Consider the following 16,989-nt stretch of genomic DNA (forward strand, 5'->3'; position numbering starts at 1 on the left):
TAGCTGCATAGTCTTTGCAACAAGGCCGAAACGTTGGCGGCTACGGGAGGGTGGCGGCCTCGATCTGCTGGACCACGCGCCACATCGGCGCGCCGCGCCGGACCGCCACCACGACCACGTCGCCGCCGTCCGGGTCGTCCGGCCCGGTGGCGCGGCCGTCCAGCCAGCCACTCAGGACATCGGTGACGGCACCGAGTGCCACGTCCAGCCGGGCGTGGGCGTCGTCCTTGCCGCCCTCGCGCAGCCATTGGCGCAGGACGTGGTTGTGCGCGGCCACCACGGCGGCGGCCACCACCTCGTCGCGCAGCCGCGCCTGTTCGCCGCCGCGCGACCGCTTGTGCAGGTGGTCGGTGAACACGCGCTGGTAGCGGCTGGTGGCGGTGATCTCCCGCTCGCGCAGGGGCGCCACGCCGCGGGTCAGCTCGTACCGCTTGACGGCCGTCGCGGGATCGTCGGTGAACATGGCGAGGACGAGATGCGCGGCCTGGCCGACCGCCGCGAGGGGCGGCGTGCCGGGGCGGCCACGTTGAGCACCGCCTCGACCCTGGCCAGGCAGTCGTCGTGGTCGGGGAAGACCGCGTCCTCCTTGGTCCGGAAGTACCGGAAGAAGGTACGCCGGGCCACGCCGGCGGCCTCGGCGATCTCGTCGACGGTGGTCTCGTCGTACCCCCGCTTGAGAAACAGCGCGATGGCCGCGGCGGTGAGATCCTCGCGGACCCGAGGCTTGCCGGTCACGCCGTGAACCGTAACACCATCCCTTTCAGATTGGCACTCAGTGCCGTACGGTTTGGCACGGCGTGACGTTGCCGAGCGGGAGGCGCGGGAGACAATGACCTTCGATGCGTATCGGATTCCGGAGGAGCACGAGGCCATCCGGGCCGCGGTGCGTGACCTGTGCGTGGACAAGGTCGCGCCGAACGCGGCGGCGACCGACGAGAAGGGCGAGTTCCCGCAGGCGTCGTTCGACGCGCTGCGCGCCGGCGACTTCCACGCCCCGCACATCCCCACCGAGTACGGCGGCGCCGGCGCGGACGCCCTCGCCACGGCGATCGTGATCGAGGAGGTCGCTCGGGCCTGCGCGGCGTCCTCCCTGATCCCCGCGGTCAACAAGCTCGGCACCATGCCGCTGCTGCTGGCCGGGTCCGCCCAGCTCAAGCGGCGCTACCTGCCGCCGGTCGCGCGCGGGGACGCGATGTTCTCGTACTGCCTGTCCGAACCCGAGGCCGGCAGCGACGCGGCGGCCATGCGCACCCGCGCCGTCCGCGACGGCGACGGCTACGTGCTCGACGGCGTCAAGCGCTGGATCACCAACGCGGGCGTCTCGGAGTACTACACGGTCTTCGCGACGACCGATCCGAGCGCCGGCTCGCGCGGCATCTCGGCCTTCGTCGTGGAGAAGTCCGATCCCGGCGTCGGCTTCGGCGCGCTGGAGAAGAAGCTCGGCATCAAGGGCTCGCCGACCCGCGAGGTCTACTTCGACGGGGTACGCCTGCCGGCCGACCGCATGATCGGCGCGCCCGGCGAGGGCTTCCGCACGGCGATGCGCACCCTGGACCACACCCGGGTGACGATCGCCGCCCAGGCCGTCGGCATCGCCCAGGGCGCCCTCGACCTGGCCCTGGAGTACGTGACGCAGCGCGAGCAGTTCGGCAAGACCGTCGCGACGTTCCAGGGCATCCAGTTCATGCTCGCCGACATGGGCATGAAGCTCGCCGCGGCCAGGCAGCTCACCTACGCCGCCGCGGCCAAGTCCGAGCGCGACGAGGCCGACCTGCGCTACTTCGGCGCGGCCGCCAAGTGCTTCGCCTCCGACGCCGCCATGCAGATCACCACCGACGCGGTCCAGCTGCTCGGCGGCTACGGCTACACCAGCGACTTCCCGGCCGAACGGATGATGCGCGACGCGAAGATCACGCAGATCTACGAGGGCACCAACCAGATCCAGCGCGTCGTCATGGCGCGCCACCTGCTGCACGGGTGAGCCGTGCCAGCTTCGGTAGGTAGTTGAACTGCTGCACGCCGCACACCGTACTGGCCGGTAATTACGACGTTGTCGACGCCGGTGGATGGGAGGTGGCGCGTGGAGACGCTCATACCTGCCACGGGCACCACGAGGGCGAAACGGGCACACGCGGCCGGTAGCCGCTTCCTGCGGGGGCGGCGCGCCAAGCTGCTGGCCTTCGGCCTGGTACCGCTGCTGGCCCTCCCGCTGGCGGTGCTGTTGCTGCCGCTGCCCTTCCTGGACGGCTACCTCGCCGGCCTGGTCACCGAGCGGGTGTCCAGCCAGGTCGCCTGCCCCGGCAGCCTCGCGCAGCCGCCGACGGTCACGGTCGGCGGCGGCCGCCTCGTCCCGCAACTGCTGCGCCAGCGTATGTCCGAGGTGCGGCTGACCGTGCCGGACGTGACCATCGGCGACACCCAGCACGCCACCTTCGACGCCACGCTGCGCGACGTCAGCCAGCCCGAGCCGGGCACCACCCGCGTCGGCAGCATGGACGCGTCCATCACGGTCGGCTTCGCCAACATGCCGACCACGCCGGGCGAGCCGCCGACCACGTACGGGCAGGCTCCGGACGGCCAGCTGACCGTCAAGACGGTGTCTCCGGCGGAGAACGCGAAGAACGTCACGGCCAAGCTCTTCCTGAAGATGGAGCTGCGCGGCGAGTCGGTCGTGGCGGTGCCGCAACGGCTGCAACTGTTCGGCAAGACGTTGCCGGCCAACCAGGTCGCCAGCCTGGCCGGCGGGGAACGCAAGCAGGAGCTGCCCGCGCTGCCGGCCGGGGTGACCTACAAGTCGATCACCCCGAAGGCGGACGGCGTACACGTCGAGCTCGGCGGCGTCGCCGTCGAGCCGCTGACCAACCTCCCCAAGGAGGTGGACGGCCGCGCGGTCACCTACCAGGCCGCGAACGGGCTGCTGGGCATCTCCACCGCGCTGAGCGTGGAGCCGATCGTCAACATCCCGCTGACCATCCACACCGCGCCCCGGCTGAGCGGCGGCACGCTGAACCTGGTGCCGCAGTCGGTCGAGATCCTCGGCGCCAACCGCCCGCCCGACGACCTGCTCGCCAGGCTGGTGCTGAGCCAGATCAAGCAGGAGTCGCTCAGTCGCGAGCTGCCCGCGCTGCCCAGTGGGGTGCGGTACCGGTCGGTGAGCGTCGACAGCGGCGGCGTCAAGGTGGCCGTGGGCGGCGTCACCGTCCAGCCGTTCTCCGAACTGTCCACCGGTGACGGCCGGCCGACCACGTTCGGCGCAGAGGGCGGGCTGCTGACCGCGACCACCAAGGGCGGCAACCCGGACGGCACGCCGACCCCCATCGTCCTCTACGCCAAGCCCACGATCGCCGGCGCGAAGCTCGACATCGCGCCGCAGCAGATCGAGATGTTCGGCTTCCTCTTCCCGGCCGACAACGTGCTGTCCCAGGTGCGGGCGCGGGAGACCTCGTACCCGCTGCAGGCCCTGCCGGCCAACCTGGAGTACCGCGCGGTCGAGGTCCTCCCCGAAGGGCTGCGGATCACGCTGAGCGGCAAGGACGTGACCCTCCAGAAGGGGCAGCTGACCGGCAGCACCTGCTGATCATCCAAGATCCGTGGCTTGACGGCGCCGACCAACCAAACCAAACTTGGTTCAGTTAGGTGGAGGTTGACTGGAGGCTGTCCGGTGCGAGGGCTCTTGGTGGACTACGGTGGCGTGCTCACCACGAGCGTCTTCGCGTCGTTCGCGGCCTTCTGCCGGGCCGAAGGGCTGCCGGACGACCGGGTCGTGGACCTGCTGCGCGGGCCGGCTCAGCCGCTGCTCGCCGGCCTGGAGGACGGCACGCTGCCGGCCGCGTCGTTCGAGGCGGAGTTCGCGGCGCTGCTGGGCGTACCGGCCGGCGACCTCATCGCGCGGATGATGGCCGGCGCGACCGTCGACCGCCGCATGGCCGCCGCCGTGCGGCAGGCCCGCCGCCACGGCATCCGCACCGGGCTGGTCTCGAACTCCTGGGGCCTTTCCGGGTACGACCAGCCGCTGCTCGCGGAGCTGTTCGACGGCGTGGTGCTGTCCGCCGAGGCGGGCGTGCGCAAGCCCGCCCCCGAGATCTACCGGCTCGGCGCCGCGGCGGTCGGGCTGCCGCCGCGGGACTGCGTGTTCGTCGACGACCTCGGCGGCAACCTCAAGCCGGCCGCGCGGCTGGGCATGGCGACGGTGCGCCACGACAACACCGCGGACACGATCGCCGCGCTGGAGCGGCTCTTCGGCAGGAAACTGGAGGACCCATGCGACTGACCGGGAAGACGGCGCTGGTCACCGGCGCGACCGGCGGCATCGGCGCGGCGACCGCGCGCCGGCTGGCCGCCGAGGGCGCGGCGGTCGTGGTCACCGACCTGGACGCGGGGCGGTGCGCCGCGCTCGCCAAGGAACTGCGCGAGTCCGGGGCGAGCGCGGAGCCGTACGCGCTGGACGTCTCCGACGAAGGGGCGTGGGAGCGGGTCGTCGCCTCCCTGGGCGGCCTGCACGTGCTGGTCAACAACGCCGGCATCGGCCACTTCACGACCGTGGAGTCGGAGACGCTGGAGACCTGGCAGGAGGTGGAGGCGGTCACCCAGCGCGGTGTGTGGCTGGGCATGAAGCACGCCGGCCCGGTCATCGAGGCCACCGGCGGCGGCGCCATCGTCAACGTCTGCTCCATCTTCGGCACCGTCGGCGGCTTCGGGTCGAGCTTCTCGTACCACGCGGCCAAGGGCGCGGTCCGGGTGATGACCAAGAACGCCGCCCTGCACTGGGCGGAGCGCGGCGTCCGCGTCAACTCGGTCCATCCCGGGTTCATCGCGACCGGCACGCTGATCGAGCGCACCAGCGGCACCCCGCGGGAGCGGGCGATGGTGGACGGTACGCCGATGCGCCGCCTCGGCCGGCCCGAGGAGGTGGCGGCGGCGATCGCGTTCCTGGCCAGCGAAGACGCGACGTTCATGACCGGCAGCGAGCTCTACGTCGACGGCGGCTGGACGGCCCGGTGACCCTGGGTTCAGTGACCAGCCGGGAGGTCTGGCCGGTCGCGTACCCGCGGGGCGAGGTGCGGCCGGCGGACTTCCGGCTGGTCGACGTGCCGGTGCCCGAGCCGGGTACGGGCGAGGTGCTGGTCCGCAACACGTGGACCTCGGTCGACGCCGCGCTCCGGCTGCGGCTGCGCGAGACGGCACCGCCTGGGTACTTCCCGGCGTTCCCGCTGGGACGACCGCTGGACGGAGTCATGACGGTCGGCGAGGTGGTGGCCTCCCACGCGGACGGCTTCGCCGCGGGCGACACGGTGTGGCACGCCGCCGGCTGGCGGGACTACGCGGTCGTCGCGGCCGGTCAGCCCGCGCTCGGCGGCGTGGGCACGCTGCGCCGGCTCGACGTGCGGGCCGCGCCGGCGCAGGCGTACCTCGGGGCGCTCGGCGCCAACGGGCTCACCGCGTACGCCGGCCTGCTGCACGTGGCCGGGCTGCGCGACGGCGACGTCGTGTGGGTCTCCGCCGCGGCCGGCGCCGTCGGCAGCCTCGTCGCCCAGATCGCGAAGCTGCGCGGCCACCGCGTCATCGGCAGCGCCGGCTCCGCCGCGAAGGTGCGCTACCTGCTGGACGAGGTCGGCGTGGACGCCGCGTTCGACTACCGCGCCGGCCCGCTCCCCGACCTGCTGGCCGAGGCGGCACCGGACGGCGTCGACGTGTACTTCGACAACGTGGGCGGCGACCACCTCCGCGCCGCGATCGGCGCGCTGCGCCCGCACGGCCGCGTCGCGATCTGCGGCATGATCTCCGAGTACGCGGCGGAGCGGTCGGCGCCAGGCCCGGACAACCTGATGCTGGCGGTCACCAAGAGCCTGACGATCCGCGGGTTCCGGGCCAGCGCGATGGCGCACCTGATACCCGAGATGACCCGGGAGGTGGGCGCCTGGATCCGCGCCGGGCGGCTGCGCTACCGCGAGACGGTCGTCGACGGCCTGGAGCGGGCGCCGGCCGCGCTCGCCGGCCTGTTGCGTGGCGACAATACCGGCAAGACCCTGGTACGGATCACGCGGTAAACAGCTCGGCCTCCGGCCCCATCACCGCGATCCGCCGGCCCCGCATCGGGCCGACATGCGCGATCGCGGCCTTCCACTCCGGGCTCGCCAGCGCAAGGTCGAGGTCCTCGGCGGTGTCGAAGCTCAGCACCGACAGCCCGTCCCAGCCCTCGGAGCGCGGCTCCAGCGCCCGGTCGACGGCCATGTGCCGCCATCGCCGCAGGCCGGGCAGGGCCAGGGTGACGCCGGCGTGCTCGCCCCGCCACCACGCGATGAACTGCTCATGGCTCCACTCCGGCGGGCGCGACGCGAGCACGACGAGGTTGTACACGGCGGTCACTCCCCGCCGGAAACGCGACGCCGGGGGAACGGCCGATGATGAGCCGGCGGAGCCGACCCTGGCCGTCCAGCAGCGCGGAGGCGACGAAGCTCGCCTCCCACTCGCCGAGCCGGATCACCTCGCCGAGCGCGAACTCGGTCTCGCCGCTCGCGCCGGTGGCCAGCAGCCGGTGCACGCGGGTGCCCTTCTCGCGCTGCTCCAGGTAGCCCACCATCGCGTCCCGGCCGCCGGCGAAGTCGCGGGCGGTGGTGTCGTCGCCGGTGGAGAAGACGACGGAGAACTGGAAGTCCTCGGCGAGCAGGCCGAGGACGTCGTCGGGTACATCGCTGTCCATGATCTCGAACCAGCGGACCAGCACCGCGGGCACTCCCTTCCTGAATTCAGTTCAAGATAGCACCATGCGCAAGGCGCAGCCGGCGTAGAAATCGCGGACCGCCGCCAGGTCCAGCCGCCCGCCCCAGCGGTACCACCGCCAGACGCTCACCAGCAGGCCCAGCACGGCCTGGGCGAGCGTGTGCGGGTCGCGGGCCGGGAACGCGCCGGCCGCCATCCCGCGGTCGAGCAGCCCGGTCCAGGCCATCTCGATGTCGTGCACCAGGGCGCGGGCGGCCTGCCGGGACTCCTCCTCGCGGGCCGAGGCGCGCGGGATCTCCAGCAGGTCGATGTGGTTCTGCAGGATGCGCATCTGCAGGACCTCGCGCTCGGTGACGTCGAACGCGCCGGCCAGCGCCGCCCGCAGGCCGTCCGCCGGGTCGACGCCCGCGGTCGCCTCCAGGAAGCGCTCGTGGGAACGGTGCAACTCGGCGTGCATGATGGTCAGCAGGCAGTGCGCTTTGGACTCGAAGTAGTGGTAGAGCGCCGTCTGCCCGATACCGACCCGGTCGGCCACGGTCGACCACTTCGTCGCCTCGTACCCGAACTCGCCGAAGCAGCCGACGGCGGCCGCGAGGATCGCGGCGCGCTTGGACCGCGGGCCGGCGTCACTGTCCATGATGGTCATCGGGTACCCCTCCAGGCGAGCGAGCCGCCGTCGATGAGCCAGACCGCGCCGTTGACGTACGCGGCCTCCGCGCTGGCCAGGAAGCAGACCAGGTGCGCGATGTCGTCCGGCTGCCCGATGCGGGAAACCAGTTGGGTCCGGGCGAGCGTGCGCAGCCGCGCCTCCCGGTCGTCCCCCGCCGCGAGGTAGTCCTCGACCATGCGGGTCTCGGTGGCGCTCGGGCAGTAGCAGTTGACCCGGATGCCGTACGGGGCCAGCTCGACGGCGAGGTTCTTGGTGAGCAGCGCGAGGCCGCCCTTGCTGGCGCCGTACGCGAGGCTGGACATGCCGCCGACCCACGAGCCGGTGGAGCCGGCGTTGATGATGGAGGGGCCGTGCCGGCTCTTCTTCAGGTACGGCACGGCGAACTTGGCGCACAGCCACGGCCCGCGCAGGTTGACCGCGACGACCCGGTCCCAGGCGTCCAGCGGCATCTCCTCGATCGACACCGGTACGCCCAGCGCGGTCTCGTGGACGCCCGCGTTGTTGTGCAGCACGTCGATCCCGCCGTACGCCTCGTCGGCCGCGCGCATCAGGTCGCGCACCTGGTCCGGGTCGGTCACGTCGCAGTGCCGGTACGTCGCGCGGCCACCGGCGGCGGCGATGTCCTCGGCCGTACGCGCGCCCGCGCCGTCGTCGACGTCGGCCACCACGACGCTGGCTCCCCGGGCCGCCGCCATCCGCGCCGTGGCCGCCCCGATGCCCTGCGCCGCACCGGTGATTACGAAGGTCATGCCGTCCAGTCGAGCGCTCATCGCCACCCTTGCCAAAACCGAGTTCAGTTTGGTAACTTCCTCGAAATCTTAGCTAGCCGGGCCCCTGTCCAGCAAGAACGCTAAGCCGGTTTCACTTTAGGGAGCCGAGTATGGGAGCCAATTCGAGACGGCGCGGGGGCTTTCCCCTCGTCCTGCTGCTGATAACCACCCTGATGGTCGCCGCGTGCGGCGGCGGCAACGACGACAAGTCCGACACCGTGGTGTCGGCCGACGCCGGCATCGACGCGCTGGTCGCCGCGGCCAAGAAGGAAGGCAAGGTCACCATCTACTCGGCGCAGGGCCTGGACGCGCTGAACAACTTCGCCGCCGAGTTCGAGAAGGAATACCCGGGGATCGACGTGGAGACCGTCCGCGGCGTCGACGGCGACCTGAGCGTCAAGGTCGAGACCGAGTTCCAGACCGGCAAGGGCATCGCCGACATGTACGTCAACGCGAGCCTGTCCTGGGTCCAGACGCAGGCCAAGGCGGGGCGCTTCCTCGCGCCGACCGGCCCCGAGCTGACCGGCAAGGGCACCTACGACGCCAAGCAGTACGTCCACGACGGCAACTACTTCGAGACCAACTCGGCCGTGCTCACGTTCGGCTGGAACACCAAGCTGTACCCCAAGGGCCTGACCGACTACCCGGACCTGCTCGACCCGGCGCTCACCGGCAAGATCGGCGTCATCGAGCCCACCGCGCCGTCGATCGTCGACTTCTACCTGTGGCTGGAGGAGACGTACGGCGCCGACTTCGTGACCAAGCTGGCCGCGCAGAAGCCGCGCATCTACCCCAGCTCGCTGCCGATGGGTGAGGCGATGGCGTCCGGCGAGATCGCCGCCGGCAGCTTCGTGGCGCCGATCGCGCTGGTGCCCGCCAAGGCCAAGGGCGCACCGGTGGACTTCAAGATGCCGCCGAGCGGCGCCTGGGGCTCCCGGTACTACGGCATGGTGCTCAAGAGCGGCCCGCACCCGAACGCCGCCCAGCTCCTGGCCAACTTCATGGTGACCGAAAAGGGGCAGGAGCTGATCACCCCGTCGGCCGGTTCCGTGCTGGCCAACGTGCCGGGCACGCTGATCACGAACGACAAGGTCCGCCTCCAGGACCCGTCCAAGCTCACGCCGGACGCCGTGGCCGCGTACCAGAAGAAGTGGAAGTCCCTCTTCCAGTAAGGATTCCGATGTCCCAGGTGCGGATCGAGGGCCTGACCAAGCGGTTCGCCGGCAAGCCGCCGGCGGTCGCGGTGGACGGCCTGTCGCTGGAGATCGAGTCGGGCGAGTTCGTCGTGCTGCTCGGCCCCAGCGGCTGCGGGAAGATCACCACGCTGCGTAGCCTGGCCGGCCTGGAAACGCCCGACGAGGGACGTATCTCGCTGGGCGGCCAGACCGTGCTGGACGTGCGCGCAAAGGTCAACCTGCCGCCGAACAAGCGGCGGATCGGGATGGTCTTCCAGTCGTACGCCCTCTGGCCGCACATGACGGTACGCCGCAACATCGGGTACCCGCTGCGGGCCCGCCGGGTGGGCCGCGACCAGTCGCGGGAGTGGATCGAGGAGACGGCGCGGTTGGTCGACTGCGCCGGCCTCCTCGACCGCTACCCCGCGCAGCTGTCCGGCGGGCAGCAGCAGCGGGTCGCACTGGCCCGCGGCCTGGTGGCCCGGCCCGACCTGGTCCTGTTCGACGAGCCGATGAGCAACCTCGACGCCCGCCTGCGCGACCAGGTCCGCGCCCAGCTGCACGAGCTGCACGCGCGGTTGGGCTTCACCGCCGTGTTCGTCACCCACGACCAGAGCGAGGCGCTGGCCCTGGGCGACCGCCTGGCCATCATGCGGGCGGGCCGGATCGAGCAGCTCGACACGCCGCAGCGGGTGTTCGAGGAGCCGGCCACCGAGTACGTCGCCGGGTTCATCGGCATGTCGAACCGGCTGGTCCTGCGCCGCACCGGCGGTGGCTGGGCCGCCGGCGACGAGCCGGTGACCGGCGACATTCCGGTGCCGCGGGAGCACGCCGAGGTCGCGGTCCGGCTGCGCCCCGACGACGTGCTGCTGGCCCAGCCCGACCAGCGGCCGCCCCCGGGCGCGATCGGCCTGCCCGCGCAGGTCGTCGACGCGCAGTTCGGCGGCCGGCACATGGACGTGGTGGTCTCGGCCGGCGGCACCCGCCTACACGCCAAGACGCCCCTGGCCGGGAACGCCTGGGTCCGGCACCTCGCGGCGGGAGAGCCGGTGACGGCCTGGTACGCCGACCAGGCGGCCATCTACTACGGCGCCGGCGACGAACGGATCGCCGGGCACCGGCCGGCCGCGGCAGTGGGGGCGTGATGAGCGCACCCGCGATGCCCCTGGCGCTGACCCGCACGCGGCGGCTGCTGCCGCGGCTCGCCGCGCTCGCGTTCCTCGCCGGGATCGGCTACCTGGTGATCGCGCCGCTCGTCGGCCTGCAACGGCTGGCCTTCGAGGACGGCGCCCGCGGGTACGAGGCCGCCTTCGACCGGCCGGAGGTGGCGCAGACGCTGCGTACGACGGTCGGCCTGGCGCTCGGTTCGCTGGCCATCGCGCTGGTCCTCGGCACGCTGCTGGCCTGGGCGGCGACCCGGCTGCCACCGCGGCTGCGGCTGCTGCGGGCGCTGCCGATCCTGCCGATCGTCGTGCCGGCGGTGGCCGCGGTGACCGGCTGGGCGTTCCTGTTCTCCCCCGCCCCGGCTACCTGAACGCGCTGCTGCGCAACCTGCCCTGGTGGAACCACCTGCAGGAGGGGCCGGTCGACGTCTACTCGCTGCCGTGGATCGTGGTCATCACCGGCTTCGGGCTGACCGCGTTCGTCTACCTGTTCGTCAGCTCCGGCTTCGCCGGCATCAACTCCGAGCTGATCGAGGCCGCGCAGGTGAGCGGCTCGTCGGCGGTCGGCGTGTTCTTCCGGGTCACGCTGCCGCTGCTGCGGCCGAGCCTGGTGTACGGCGGTTTCGTCGCGCTGCTGCTGGGCCTGGGGCAGTTCACCGGCCCGCTGCTGCTGGGGCGCACCGGCGGCATCAACGTGCTCACCACCGACATGTACGTGGCGGTCTCGCAGAGCCCGATCGACTACGGCCGGGCGGCCGCGATCGGGTCGCCGCTGCTGTTGTTCGGCATCGCGGTGGTCGTCCTGCAGAAGGTGATCCTGGGCGACCACAGCCGGTTCGTCACGCACGGCGGCAAGGCGTTCCGGGCCACGAGCCGGCCCTCGCGGCTGGCCGTCGCCGGCATCCTCACCTACAGCGTGCTGGCCCTCGGGCTGCCGCTCGGCGCGCTCGCGCTGGTGTCGCTGTCCCCGTTCTGGAGCGGCTCGGTCGACCCGGGCGGCTTCACGCTGGCCAACTTCCGGCAGGTGTTCGCCGAGTCGGGCATCACCGACGCGATCGTCAACAGCCTCACCATCTCGGTCATCTCCGTGGCGATCGCCCTCCCGGTGGGCTTCGTCGCCGCCTCGCTGCTGCTCAAGGGGCGCAAGTTCCCGATCATCCGGGCCGCCGTCGACTTCATCGTGGCCATGCCGCTGGGCATCCCCGCCGTGGTCTTCGGCGCCGGCTTCCTGCTCACGTACAGCCGGGAGCCGTTCATCCTGTACGGCACCCGCGAGGTGATCGTGCTGGTCTACGTGACGCTCATGCTGCCGTTCACCACCCGGATGCAGCTGGCCGGGATGGTGGCGCTCGGCGACGCGTACCAGGAGGCGTCGCGGACCAGCGGGGCCGGGCCGGTGCGGACCACCACGGAGATCATGCTGCCGCTGCTGCGCCCCACCATCGCCGGGGCGGCGGCGCTGATGTTCGTGCTGCTGACCCACGAGTTCACCGCGTCGCTGCTGGTCCGGGCGCCCACCACGCAGGTCATGGGCACCATCCTGTTCGACTACTGGGGCAACGGCTCGTACCCCCTGGTCGCCGCGATCGCCCTGGTCATGACGCTGGTGACGGGGGCCGGCGTGTTCGTGGCGATGGCCGTGGCCGGCTCCGACATCTTCGACAAGTTGTGACATGACCATTTCGTTCTCCATCAGCGACGAGGTGGCCGGCATCGCCCGGCGCACCGCCGAGTTCGTCCGGGACGTGGTCATCCCCGAGGAGCGGGCCTGCGGCGGGTCGGTGCACGACGCCCCCGAGCCGCTGCGGCACCGGCTGCAACAGGCGGCCCGGGACGCCGGCGTGTTCGCGCCGCACGTACCCCGGGAATTTGGCGGCCTCGGCCTGGACCTGCGCGGGCAGGCCGTGGTCTTCGAGGAGGCCGGCTACTCGCTGCTCGGCCCGCTCGCCATGAACTGCGCGGCACCCGACGAGGGCAACACGCACCTGCTCCACACGGTGGCGACGGCGGAGCAGCGGGAACGGTACCTGCGCCCGCTGGCCGCCGGCGAGGTCCGGTCCTGCTTCGCGATGACCGAGCCGGCGCCGGGCGCCGGCTCCGACCCGCGCGCCCTGGCCACCACCGCCACCCGGGTCGCCGGCGGCTGGCGGATCGACGGACGCAAGTGGTTCATCAGCGGCGCGGACGGCGCCGCGTTCGCGATCTGCATGGCCCGCACCAGTGGTACGCCCGGCGACGCGGGCGGCGCGACGATGTTCCTCGTCGACGCCGGCACCCCGGGCATGAAGCTCGTCCGCAACCTGGAGACCCTCGACGAGGGCCTGTTCGGCGGGCACAGCGAGCTGGCCTTCGACGGCTGTCTCGTCGGGGACGAGCAGGTCCTCGGCGAGGTCGACGCGGGCTTCGCGTACGCCCAGGTGCGGCTCGGCCCGGCCCGGCTGACGCACTGCATGCGCTGGCTGGGCGCCGCCCGCCGGGCCCGGGACATCGCCCTGGAACGCGCCGCGAGCCGGTCCGCGTTCGGCCGGCCGCTGGCCGAGTTGGGCATGGTGCAGCAGATGCTGGCCGACACGGAGATCGACATCGAGGCCAGCCGGGCGCTGCTGTGGCGGGCGTGCTGGGAGCTGGACCAGGGCCGGCCGGGCGCGCAGCACACCTCCATCACCAAGACGTTCGTGTCCGAGGCGGTGGGCCGGATCGTGGACCGGGCCGTGCAGGTGTGCGGCGCCCTCGGCATCTCCGCGGACCTGCCGCTGTCCCGCCTGCTGCGCGAGGTCCGGCCGTTCCGCATCTACGACGGGCCCTCCGAGACGCACCGGTGGGCCATCGCCCGGCGCGCGGTGCGGTCGTTCACCTGATGGACGCGCTGGAGTCGTACTTCGCCGCGCACGTCCCCGGCGTGCGGGGCCCGCTCACGCTCAGCCTCATCACGGGCGGGAAGTCCAACCTCACGTACGAGGTGACGGACGGGCACAGCCGCTGGGTGCTGCGCCGGCCACCGCTGGGCACGCTCACCCCGACCGCGCACGACATGGCCCGCGAGTACCGCGTGGTGGCCGCGCTGGGTCGCAGTGGCGTACCGGTGGCACGGGCGGTCTGCTACTGCCCCGATCCCGACGTCATCGGCGCGCCGTTCACCGTCATGTCCTTTGTGGACGGCGCGGTGCTGCGCGACGGCGACCTCGCCGCGACGCTCGCCCCCGCCGACGCCCGGCGGTGCGCCGAGGCGCTGGTCGACGAGCTGGCCCGACTGCACGCGGTCGACCCTCACGAGGTGGGCCTGGCCGACTTCGGCCGGCCGGTGGGCTACCTGGGACGGCAGGTGCGGCGCTGGCGTGGCCAGTGGTCCCGGGTCGCCACCCGCTCACTGTCCACCTTGGATGCTCTGCACCGCGCGCTGGAGCGGGCGACACCGCCGGAGAGCGGTGCGGCGATCGTGCACGGCGACTACCGGCTCGACAACGCCATCCTCGACGCCGGCGACCCCGGCACGGTCCGGGCGATCGTGGACTGGGAGATGGCCACGCTCGGCGACCCGCTCGCCGACCTGGGGCTGATGCTCGTCTACTGGGACCCGGTCTGCGCGCCGGTGCTGGGCGTACGCCACGCCCCCACCGCCAACCCCGGCTTTCCGACCGGCCCCGAACTGGCCGCGCGGTACGCCGCCCGCTCCGGCCGCGACCTGAGCCGGCTCTCCTTCTACCGCGCGCTGGGCTACCTGAAGCTGGCCGTCATCGCCGAGGGCATCCACGCCCGCCACCTCGCCGGCCAGACCGTCGGCCCCGGCTTCGACGCCGTCGGCTCGGCCGTACCCGCCCTGCTGGACGCGGGCCTCGACACGCTGGGGGTTCATCATGACGGTCGACCTGCTCGTGATCGGCGGCGGCATGGCCGGGCTCACCGCCGCCGCGACCGCCGCCACCGCCGGGGCCCGCGTGCTGGTCGCCGAGAAGGGCGACCACACCGGCGGATCCGCCGTCTACGCCGGGTACGCCTGGACCGCGCCGACCGTGGACGTGCTCCGCGAGGTCAACCCCGACGGCGACCAGGCCCTCGGCGCGCGGCTGGTCGACGGCTTTCCCGGCGGCGTGGAATGGATCCGCTCGCTCGGCGTCGACTGCCGCCCCGCGGTGACCGTCCTGGGCTACGGCCGCGGCCACCAGTTCGACACGAACCACTACATCGCACGCTGCGAACAGCGGATCAAGGAACACGGCGGGCAGGTGCTGACCCGTACCCGCGTCACGTCGCTCCTGTCCTCCGGCGCAGCGGTCACCGGGGCGACCCTGCGCCTGCCGGACGGCTCCACCCAACAGGTCGACGCCCGCTGGACCCTGCTGGCCACCGGCGGGTACCAGGGCGACCCGGACCTGCGGGCCAGCCTGATCCACCCGCGGGCGCGCGACATCGAACTGCGCGGCAACCCGTGGAGCACCGGCGACGGCCTGCGGCTGGGCCAGGCGGCCGGCGCGGCGTTCGGCACCGACGGGGCCGGCTTCTACGGCCACCTGATCCCCGCCGGCGTCCCGCTCAGCGACCCGTCCCTGTACGTCGACCTGGCGCTGTACTTCAGCCAGCACTCCCTGCTCTTCAACCTCGACGGCGAACGCTTCATCGACGAGACGCTCGGCGACCACCTCACCACGATCGCCCTGGTGCACCAGCCGCAGGCGCGCGGACTGCTCGTCGCGGACGCGGCCGCGTACCGGGACCACATCACCCAGTCCTATGTGGAGGGCGCACCGAAGCTGGACAGGTTCGCCCTCGCCAGCCGCCGCGGGGCCCGCTGCGCGGTCGCGCACAGCCTGGACGAGTTGGACGACATGCCCCCGAGTGGGGCTACCCCGGCCCGAAGATCCGGGCGGCGATCGAGGCCCTCGACGGCCCGGTGACCGAGCCGCCCTTCTACGTCCTGGAGGCCGCCCCCGCCATCACGTTCACCTTCGGCGGCCTCCTCATCACCCCCGACGCCCGCGTTCGCGCCGCAGAGGGTGGCGTGATCCCCGGCCTACTCGCGGCCGGCGCCGACGCGGGCGGCCTCTACCACAACGCGTACGCCGGCGGCCTAGCCGCAGCCCTAGTCTTCGGCCAACTCGCCGCCCAAACCGCCCTCACCCGTTAACGCGAAAGAATCGGGTCGCTATAGCGACTCAAATCCTTCACGTTAACTCGCATCCAGGGCCGCAGCGGCGTAGCGAGCCCGTCCAGCCGTTGCGTGCCAGCACCGTGGCCACCTGTGCGGCGACGCGGCACGGCCGGCCCGTCACATCCGCTGGGCCGTAGCGCAGGACGCTCTCCCCGCGGCCACCCCGGCGTTGTCGCGCTCCATGTCACGCCAGCGCCGCTCATCGGGGTGCGCCGCCCGGCCATCCACCTCGACAACGACCTGGTACTCGGCGTAGTAGACGTCGTCGTACCACCGGCCGCCGGGCCGACGCCGGGCCCGCTGCCGGGTGCTACGGGGTAGGCCGTGCGCGCGCTCCACCCGTCGCAGGTAGCGCATCTCCAGCACCGAGTGGCAGCCGTCAGCCACGTCCCGCAGCGCGGCCGTCAGCTCCGTGCGCCACCGCACCCGAAACCTGGCGCCGAAGGCTTCGCTCAGACGCGCCGCGGTCGTGAGTCGCTGGCCGCACGCCCGCGCCAGCCAACCGATCGCCTCGTCGAGGTCACGGGCCGACTGTGTCAGGTCCACCACGGTCTCCTCGACCCGGGTCTGCGCAGGCACCCGGGTGGGATGGCGGCCGGCGCCGGCCGCGCGAGACACGTGCACCACCACGCCAGGAATCCGAGCCACCCGCCGGCTCGGCGGCAGCGTCACATGGACGGGATCCTGCGCGGGCACCAGACCGGCGAGTTCGGCGGCGGTGTGGTGGCTGAGCACGGCACCCGGACCGGCCCGCAGCAGCACCGCCCACAGCCGCGCCATCCGTGGCAGCGGCCCGGAGAACGCCGCGAACACGCCGTCGAATACGCGCTGCCACCGACCCGAACGCAGCCGTGCGCGGAGCTCGGACAGCGTCATGCCGCCGCGCAGAGCCTGCGCGCGGGTGACCACCCCGCATTGACGCTCGCACAGCTCCTCCAGCACGGGGCGAGGATGGCGCAACCGCCCCGCAGCCGCCAGCGGTTGCCGGCGAAATGCCCCCTATCGCGATCCCGACAGACTCCGGGTGCGCGCGGGTCGCCTGGGCTAGCCGGTGTCGGTCGCTCGGGGGTCGCGCAGGCCGGAGACGGCGACGGTGAGCTGGTGACCGGCCGCGGCGAAGAGCTCGCCGGCGCGGTGCGCGGCACGGGCGGCCGGCTCGTCGACGGATGTCGCGGCGCGGCTCAGCTCTTCGGCGATTTCCCTGAGCCGCAGCGTGGCACTCAGCAGCGGCACGAACACCTGCACGGGGTCGACTCGCACGTCGGTCGCCAGGCAGCGGGCAAGCTCGGCGGCCGTGTCGTGAACTTGGCGCGCCAACTGCGCTGGGTCAGCGTACGTCACCGGG

General features: G+C 72.6%; 20 protein-coding genes and 1 pseudogene. 13 read left to right on the plus strand and 8 right to left on the minus strand.

Annotation, left to right across the window (positions count from 1 at the left end):
• Positions 1-40 precede the first annotated feature (40 nt).
• Complete coding sequence (locus Prum_RS48985; RefSeq protein WP_218577663.1) at positions 41-463, minus strand: hypothetical protein; 423 nt, start codon at positions 461-463, stop codon at positions 41-43.
• Positions 418-735, minus strand: a complete 318-nt coding sequence (locus Prum_RS48990; RefSeq protein ID WP_246277550.1) for a TetR family transcriptional regulator — start codon at positions 733-735, stop codon at positions 418-420. The genes Prum_RS48985 and Prum_RS48990 overlap by 46 nt, the downstream gene beginning before the upstream one ends.
• A gap of 94 nt (positions 736-829) precedes the next feature.
• Between Prum_RS48990 and Prum_RS00450 the strand changes: the two genes are divergently transcribed.
• From Prum_RS00450 to Prum_RS00470, 5 genes are all read left to right on the plus strand, one after another.
• Entirely contained in the window at positions 830-1,981 is a 1,152-nt protein-coding gene (locus Prum_RS00450; RefSeq protein ID WP_173072931.1) for an acyl-CoA dehydrogenase family protein, read from the plus strand.
• Positions 1,982-2,080: 99 nt separating this feature from the next.
• A complete protein-coding gene (locus tag Prum_RS00455; RefSeq protein WP_173072932.1) occupies positions 2,081-3,577 on the plus strand; it encodes an LmeA family phospholipid-binding protein in 1,497 nt (498 codons plus the stop codon).
• Between the two features lie 84 nt (positions 3,578-3,661).
• Complete coding sequence (locus tag Prum_RS00460) at positions 3,662-4,270, plus strand: HAD family hydrolase (protein WP_173072934.1); 609 nt, start codon at positions 3,662-3,664, stop codon at positions 4,268-4,270.
• Entirely contained in the window at positions 4,261-5,001 is a 741-nt protein-coding gene (locus Prum_RS00465) for an SDR family NAD(P)-dependent oxidoreductase (protein ID WP_173072936.1), read from the plus strand. Before Prum_RS00460 ends, Prum_RS00465 begins: the two co-directional genes overlap by 10 nt.
• 2 nt (positions 5,002-5,003) lie before the next feature.
• Positions 5,004-6,047: an NADP-dependent oxidoreductase gene (locus tag Prum_RS00470; RefSeq protein ID WP_173083248.1), complete on the plus strand. Its 1,044-nt coding sequence runs from the start codon at positions 5,004-5,006 to the stop codon at positions 6,045-6,047.
• Here Prum_RS00470 and Prum_RS00475 read toward each other — a convergent pair.
• The 4 genes from Prum_RS00475 to Prum_RS00490 are packed head-to-tail and all read right to left on the minus strand — an operon-like array spanning position 6,037 to position 8,139.
• The gene (locus Prum_RS00475; RefSeq protein ID WP_218576918.1) at positions 6,037-6,342 is read right to left on the minus strand and encodes an EthD family reductase; all 306 of its coding nucleotides are present in this window, start codon (positions 6,340-6,342) and stop codon (positions 6,037-6,039) included. The genes Prum_RS00470 and Prum_RS00475 overlap by 11 nt on opposite strands.
• Positions 6,308-6,724 carry a hypothetical protein gene (locus Prum_RS00480; RefSeq protein ID WP_218576919.1) on the minus strand — a complete coding sequence of 139 codons (417 nt, stop codon included), beginning with the start codon at positions 6,722-6,724 and terminating at the stop codon, positions 6,308-6,310. The genes Prum_RS00475 and Prum_RS00480 overlap by 35 nt, the downstream gene beginning before the upstream one ends.
• Before the next feature lie 27 nt (positions 6,725-6,751).
• A complete protein-coding gene (locus Prum_RS00485) occupies positions 6,752-7,366 on the minus strand; it encodes a TetR/AcrR family transcriptional regulator (RefSeq protein ID WP_173072940.1) in 615 nt (204 codons plus the stop codon).
• Positions 7,363-8,139: an SDR family NAD(P)-dependent oxidoreductase gene (locus Prum_RS00490; RefSeq protein ID WP_173072942.1), complete on the minus strand. Its 777-nt coding sequence runs from the start codon at positions 8,137-8,139 to the stop codon at positions 7,363-7,365. Before Prum_RS00490 ends, Prum_RS00485 begins: the two co-directional genes overlap by 4 nt.
• A 131-nt stretch (positions 8,140-8,270) precedes the next feature.
• Here Prum_RS00490 and Prum_RS00495 point away from each other — a divergent pair, with 131 nt between their 5' ends.
• From Prum_RS00495 to Prum_RS49000, 8 genes and pseudogenes are all read left to right on the plus strand, one after another.
• Complete coding sequence (locus Prum_RS00495; RefSeq protein ID WP_173072949.1) at positions 8,271-9,332, plus strand: extracellular solute-binding protein; 1,062 nt, start codon at positions 8,271-8,273, stop codon at positions 9,330-9,332.
• Positions 9,333-9,340: 8 nt separating this feature from the next.
• Positions 9,341-10,480 carry an ABC transporter ATP-binding protein gene (locus Prum_RS00500; protein WP_173072952.1) on the plus strand — a complete coding sequence of 380 codons (1,140 nt, stop codon included), beginning with the start codon at positions 9,341-9,343 and terminating at the stop codon, positions 10,478-10,480.
• Positions 10,480-10,869: an ABC transporter permease family protein gene (locus Prum_RS48995; protein WP_218576920.1), complete on the plus strand. Its 390-nt coding sequence runs from the start codon at positions 10,480-10,482 to the stop codon at positions 10,867-10,869. The genes Prum_RS00500 and Prum_RS48995 overlap by 1 nt, the downstream gene beginning before the upstream one ends.
• A 65-nt stretch (positions 10,870-10,934) precedes the next feature.
• Positions 10,935-12,170, plus strand: a complete 1,236-nt coding sequence (locus Prum_RS00505; protein WP_281369110.1) for an ABC transporter permease — start codon at positions 10,935-10,937, stop codon at positions 12,168-12,170.
• A 1-nt stretch (position 12,171) separates the two neighbouring features.
• On the plus strand, positions 12,172-13,356 hold the full coding sequence (locus Prum_RS00510) for an acyl-CoA dehydrogenase family protein (protein ID WP_173072954.1): 1,185 nt from the start codon (positions 12,172-12,174) through the stop codon (positions 13,354-13,356).
• Positions 13,356-14,018, plus strand: a pseudogene (locus Prum_RS00515) (phosphotransferase family protein); the annotation flags it as partial. The gene Prum_RS00510 and the pseudogene Prum_RS00515, both read left to right, overlap by 1 nt.
• Before the next feature lie 334 nt (positions 14,019-14,352).
• A complete protein-coding gene (locus Prum_RS00520) occupies positions 14,353-15,390 on the plus strand; it encodes an FAD-binding protein (RefSeq protein WP_218576922.1) in 1,038 nt (345 codons plus the stop codon).
• Positions 15,387-15,620 carry an FAD-binding protein gene (locus tag Prum_RS49000; protein ID WP_246278507.1) on the plus strand — a complete coding sequence of 78 codons (234 nt, stop codon included), beginning with the start codon at positions 15,387-15,389 and terminating at the stop codon, positions 15,618-15,620. The genes Prum_RS00520 and Prum_RS49000 overlap by 4 nt, the downstream gene beginning before the upstream one ends.
• A gap of 141 nt (positions 15,621-15,761) precedes the next feature.
• Here Prum_RS49000 and Prum_RS00525 read toward each other — a convergent pair whose 3' ends face one another.
• Together Prum_RS00525 and Prum_RS00530 are read right to left on the minus strand one after the other, a co-directional pair.
• Entirely contained in the window at positions 15,762-16,586 is an 825-nt protein-coding gene (locus Prum_RS00525) for a hypothetical protein (protein WP_173072956.1), read from the minus strand.
• A gap of 102 nt (positions 16,587-16,688) precedes the next feature.
• Positions 16,689-16,985 carry a hypothetical protein gene (locus Prum_RS00530; RefSeq protein ID WP_173072958.1) on the minus strand — a complete coding sequence of 99 codons (297 nt, stop codon included), beginning with the start codon at positions 16,983-16,985 and terminating at the stop codon, positions 16,689-16,691.
• Positions 16,986-16,989: the final 4 nt, after the last annotated feature.

The organism is Phytohabitans rumicis, assembly GCF_011764445.1.
Taxonomy (GTDB): domain Bacteria; phylum Actinomycetota; class Actinomycetes; order Mycobacteriales; family Micromonosporaceae; genus Phytohabitans; species Phytohabitans rumicis.

Excerpts from the sequence above, each read along its gene's own strand:
- Prum_RS48985 (WP_218577663.1), bottom strand. The coding sequence starts at position 463 with ATGTTCACCGACGATCCCGCGACGGCCGTCAAGCGGTACGAGCTGACC.
- Prum_RS00450 (WP_173072931.1), top strand. The coding sequence starts at position 830 with ATGACCTTCGATGCGTATCGGATTCCGGAGGAGCACGAGGCCATCCGG.
- Prum_RS00465 (WP_173072936.1), top strand. The coding sequence starts at position 4,261 with ATGCGACTGACCGGGAAGACGGCGCTGGTCACCGGCGCGACCGGCGGC.
- Prum_RS00485 (WP_173072940.1), bottom strand. The coding sequence starts at position 7,366 with ATGACCATCATGGACAGTGACGCCGGCCCGCGGTCCAAGCGCGCCGCG.
- Prum_RS00490 (WP_173072942.1), bottom strand. The coding sequence starts at position 8,139 with ATGACCTTCGTAATCACCGGTGCGGCGCAGGGCATCGGGGCGGCCACG.
- Prum_RS00495 (WP_173072949.1), top strand. The coding sequence starts at position 8,271 with ATGGGAGCCAATTCGAGACGGCGCGGGGGCTTTCCCCTCGTCCTGCTG.
- Prum_RS00500 (WP_173072952.1), top strand. The coding sequence starts at position 9,341 with ATGTCCCAGGTGCGGATCGAGGGCCTGACCAAGCGGTTCGCCGGCAAG.
- Prum_RS48995 (WP_218576920.1), top strand. The coding sequence starts at position 10,480 with ATGAGCGCACCCGCGATGCCCCTGGCGCTGACCCGCACGCGGCGGCTG.
- Prum_RS00510 (WP_173072954.1), top strand. The coding sequence starts at position 12,172 with ATGACCATTTCGTTCTCCATCAGCGACGAGGTGGCCGGCATCGCCCGG.
- Prum_RS00520 (WP_218576922.1), top strand. The coding sequence starts at position 14,353 with ATGACGGTCGACCTGCTCGTGATCGGCGGCGGCATGGCCGGGCTCACC.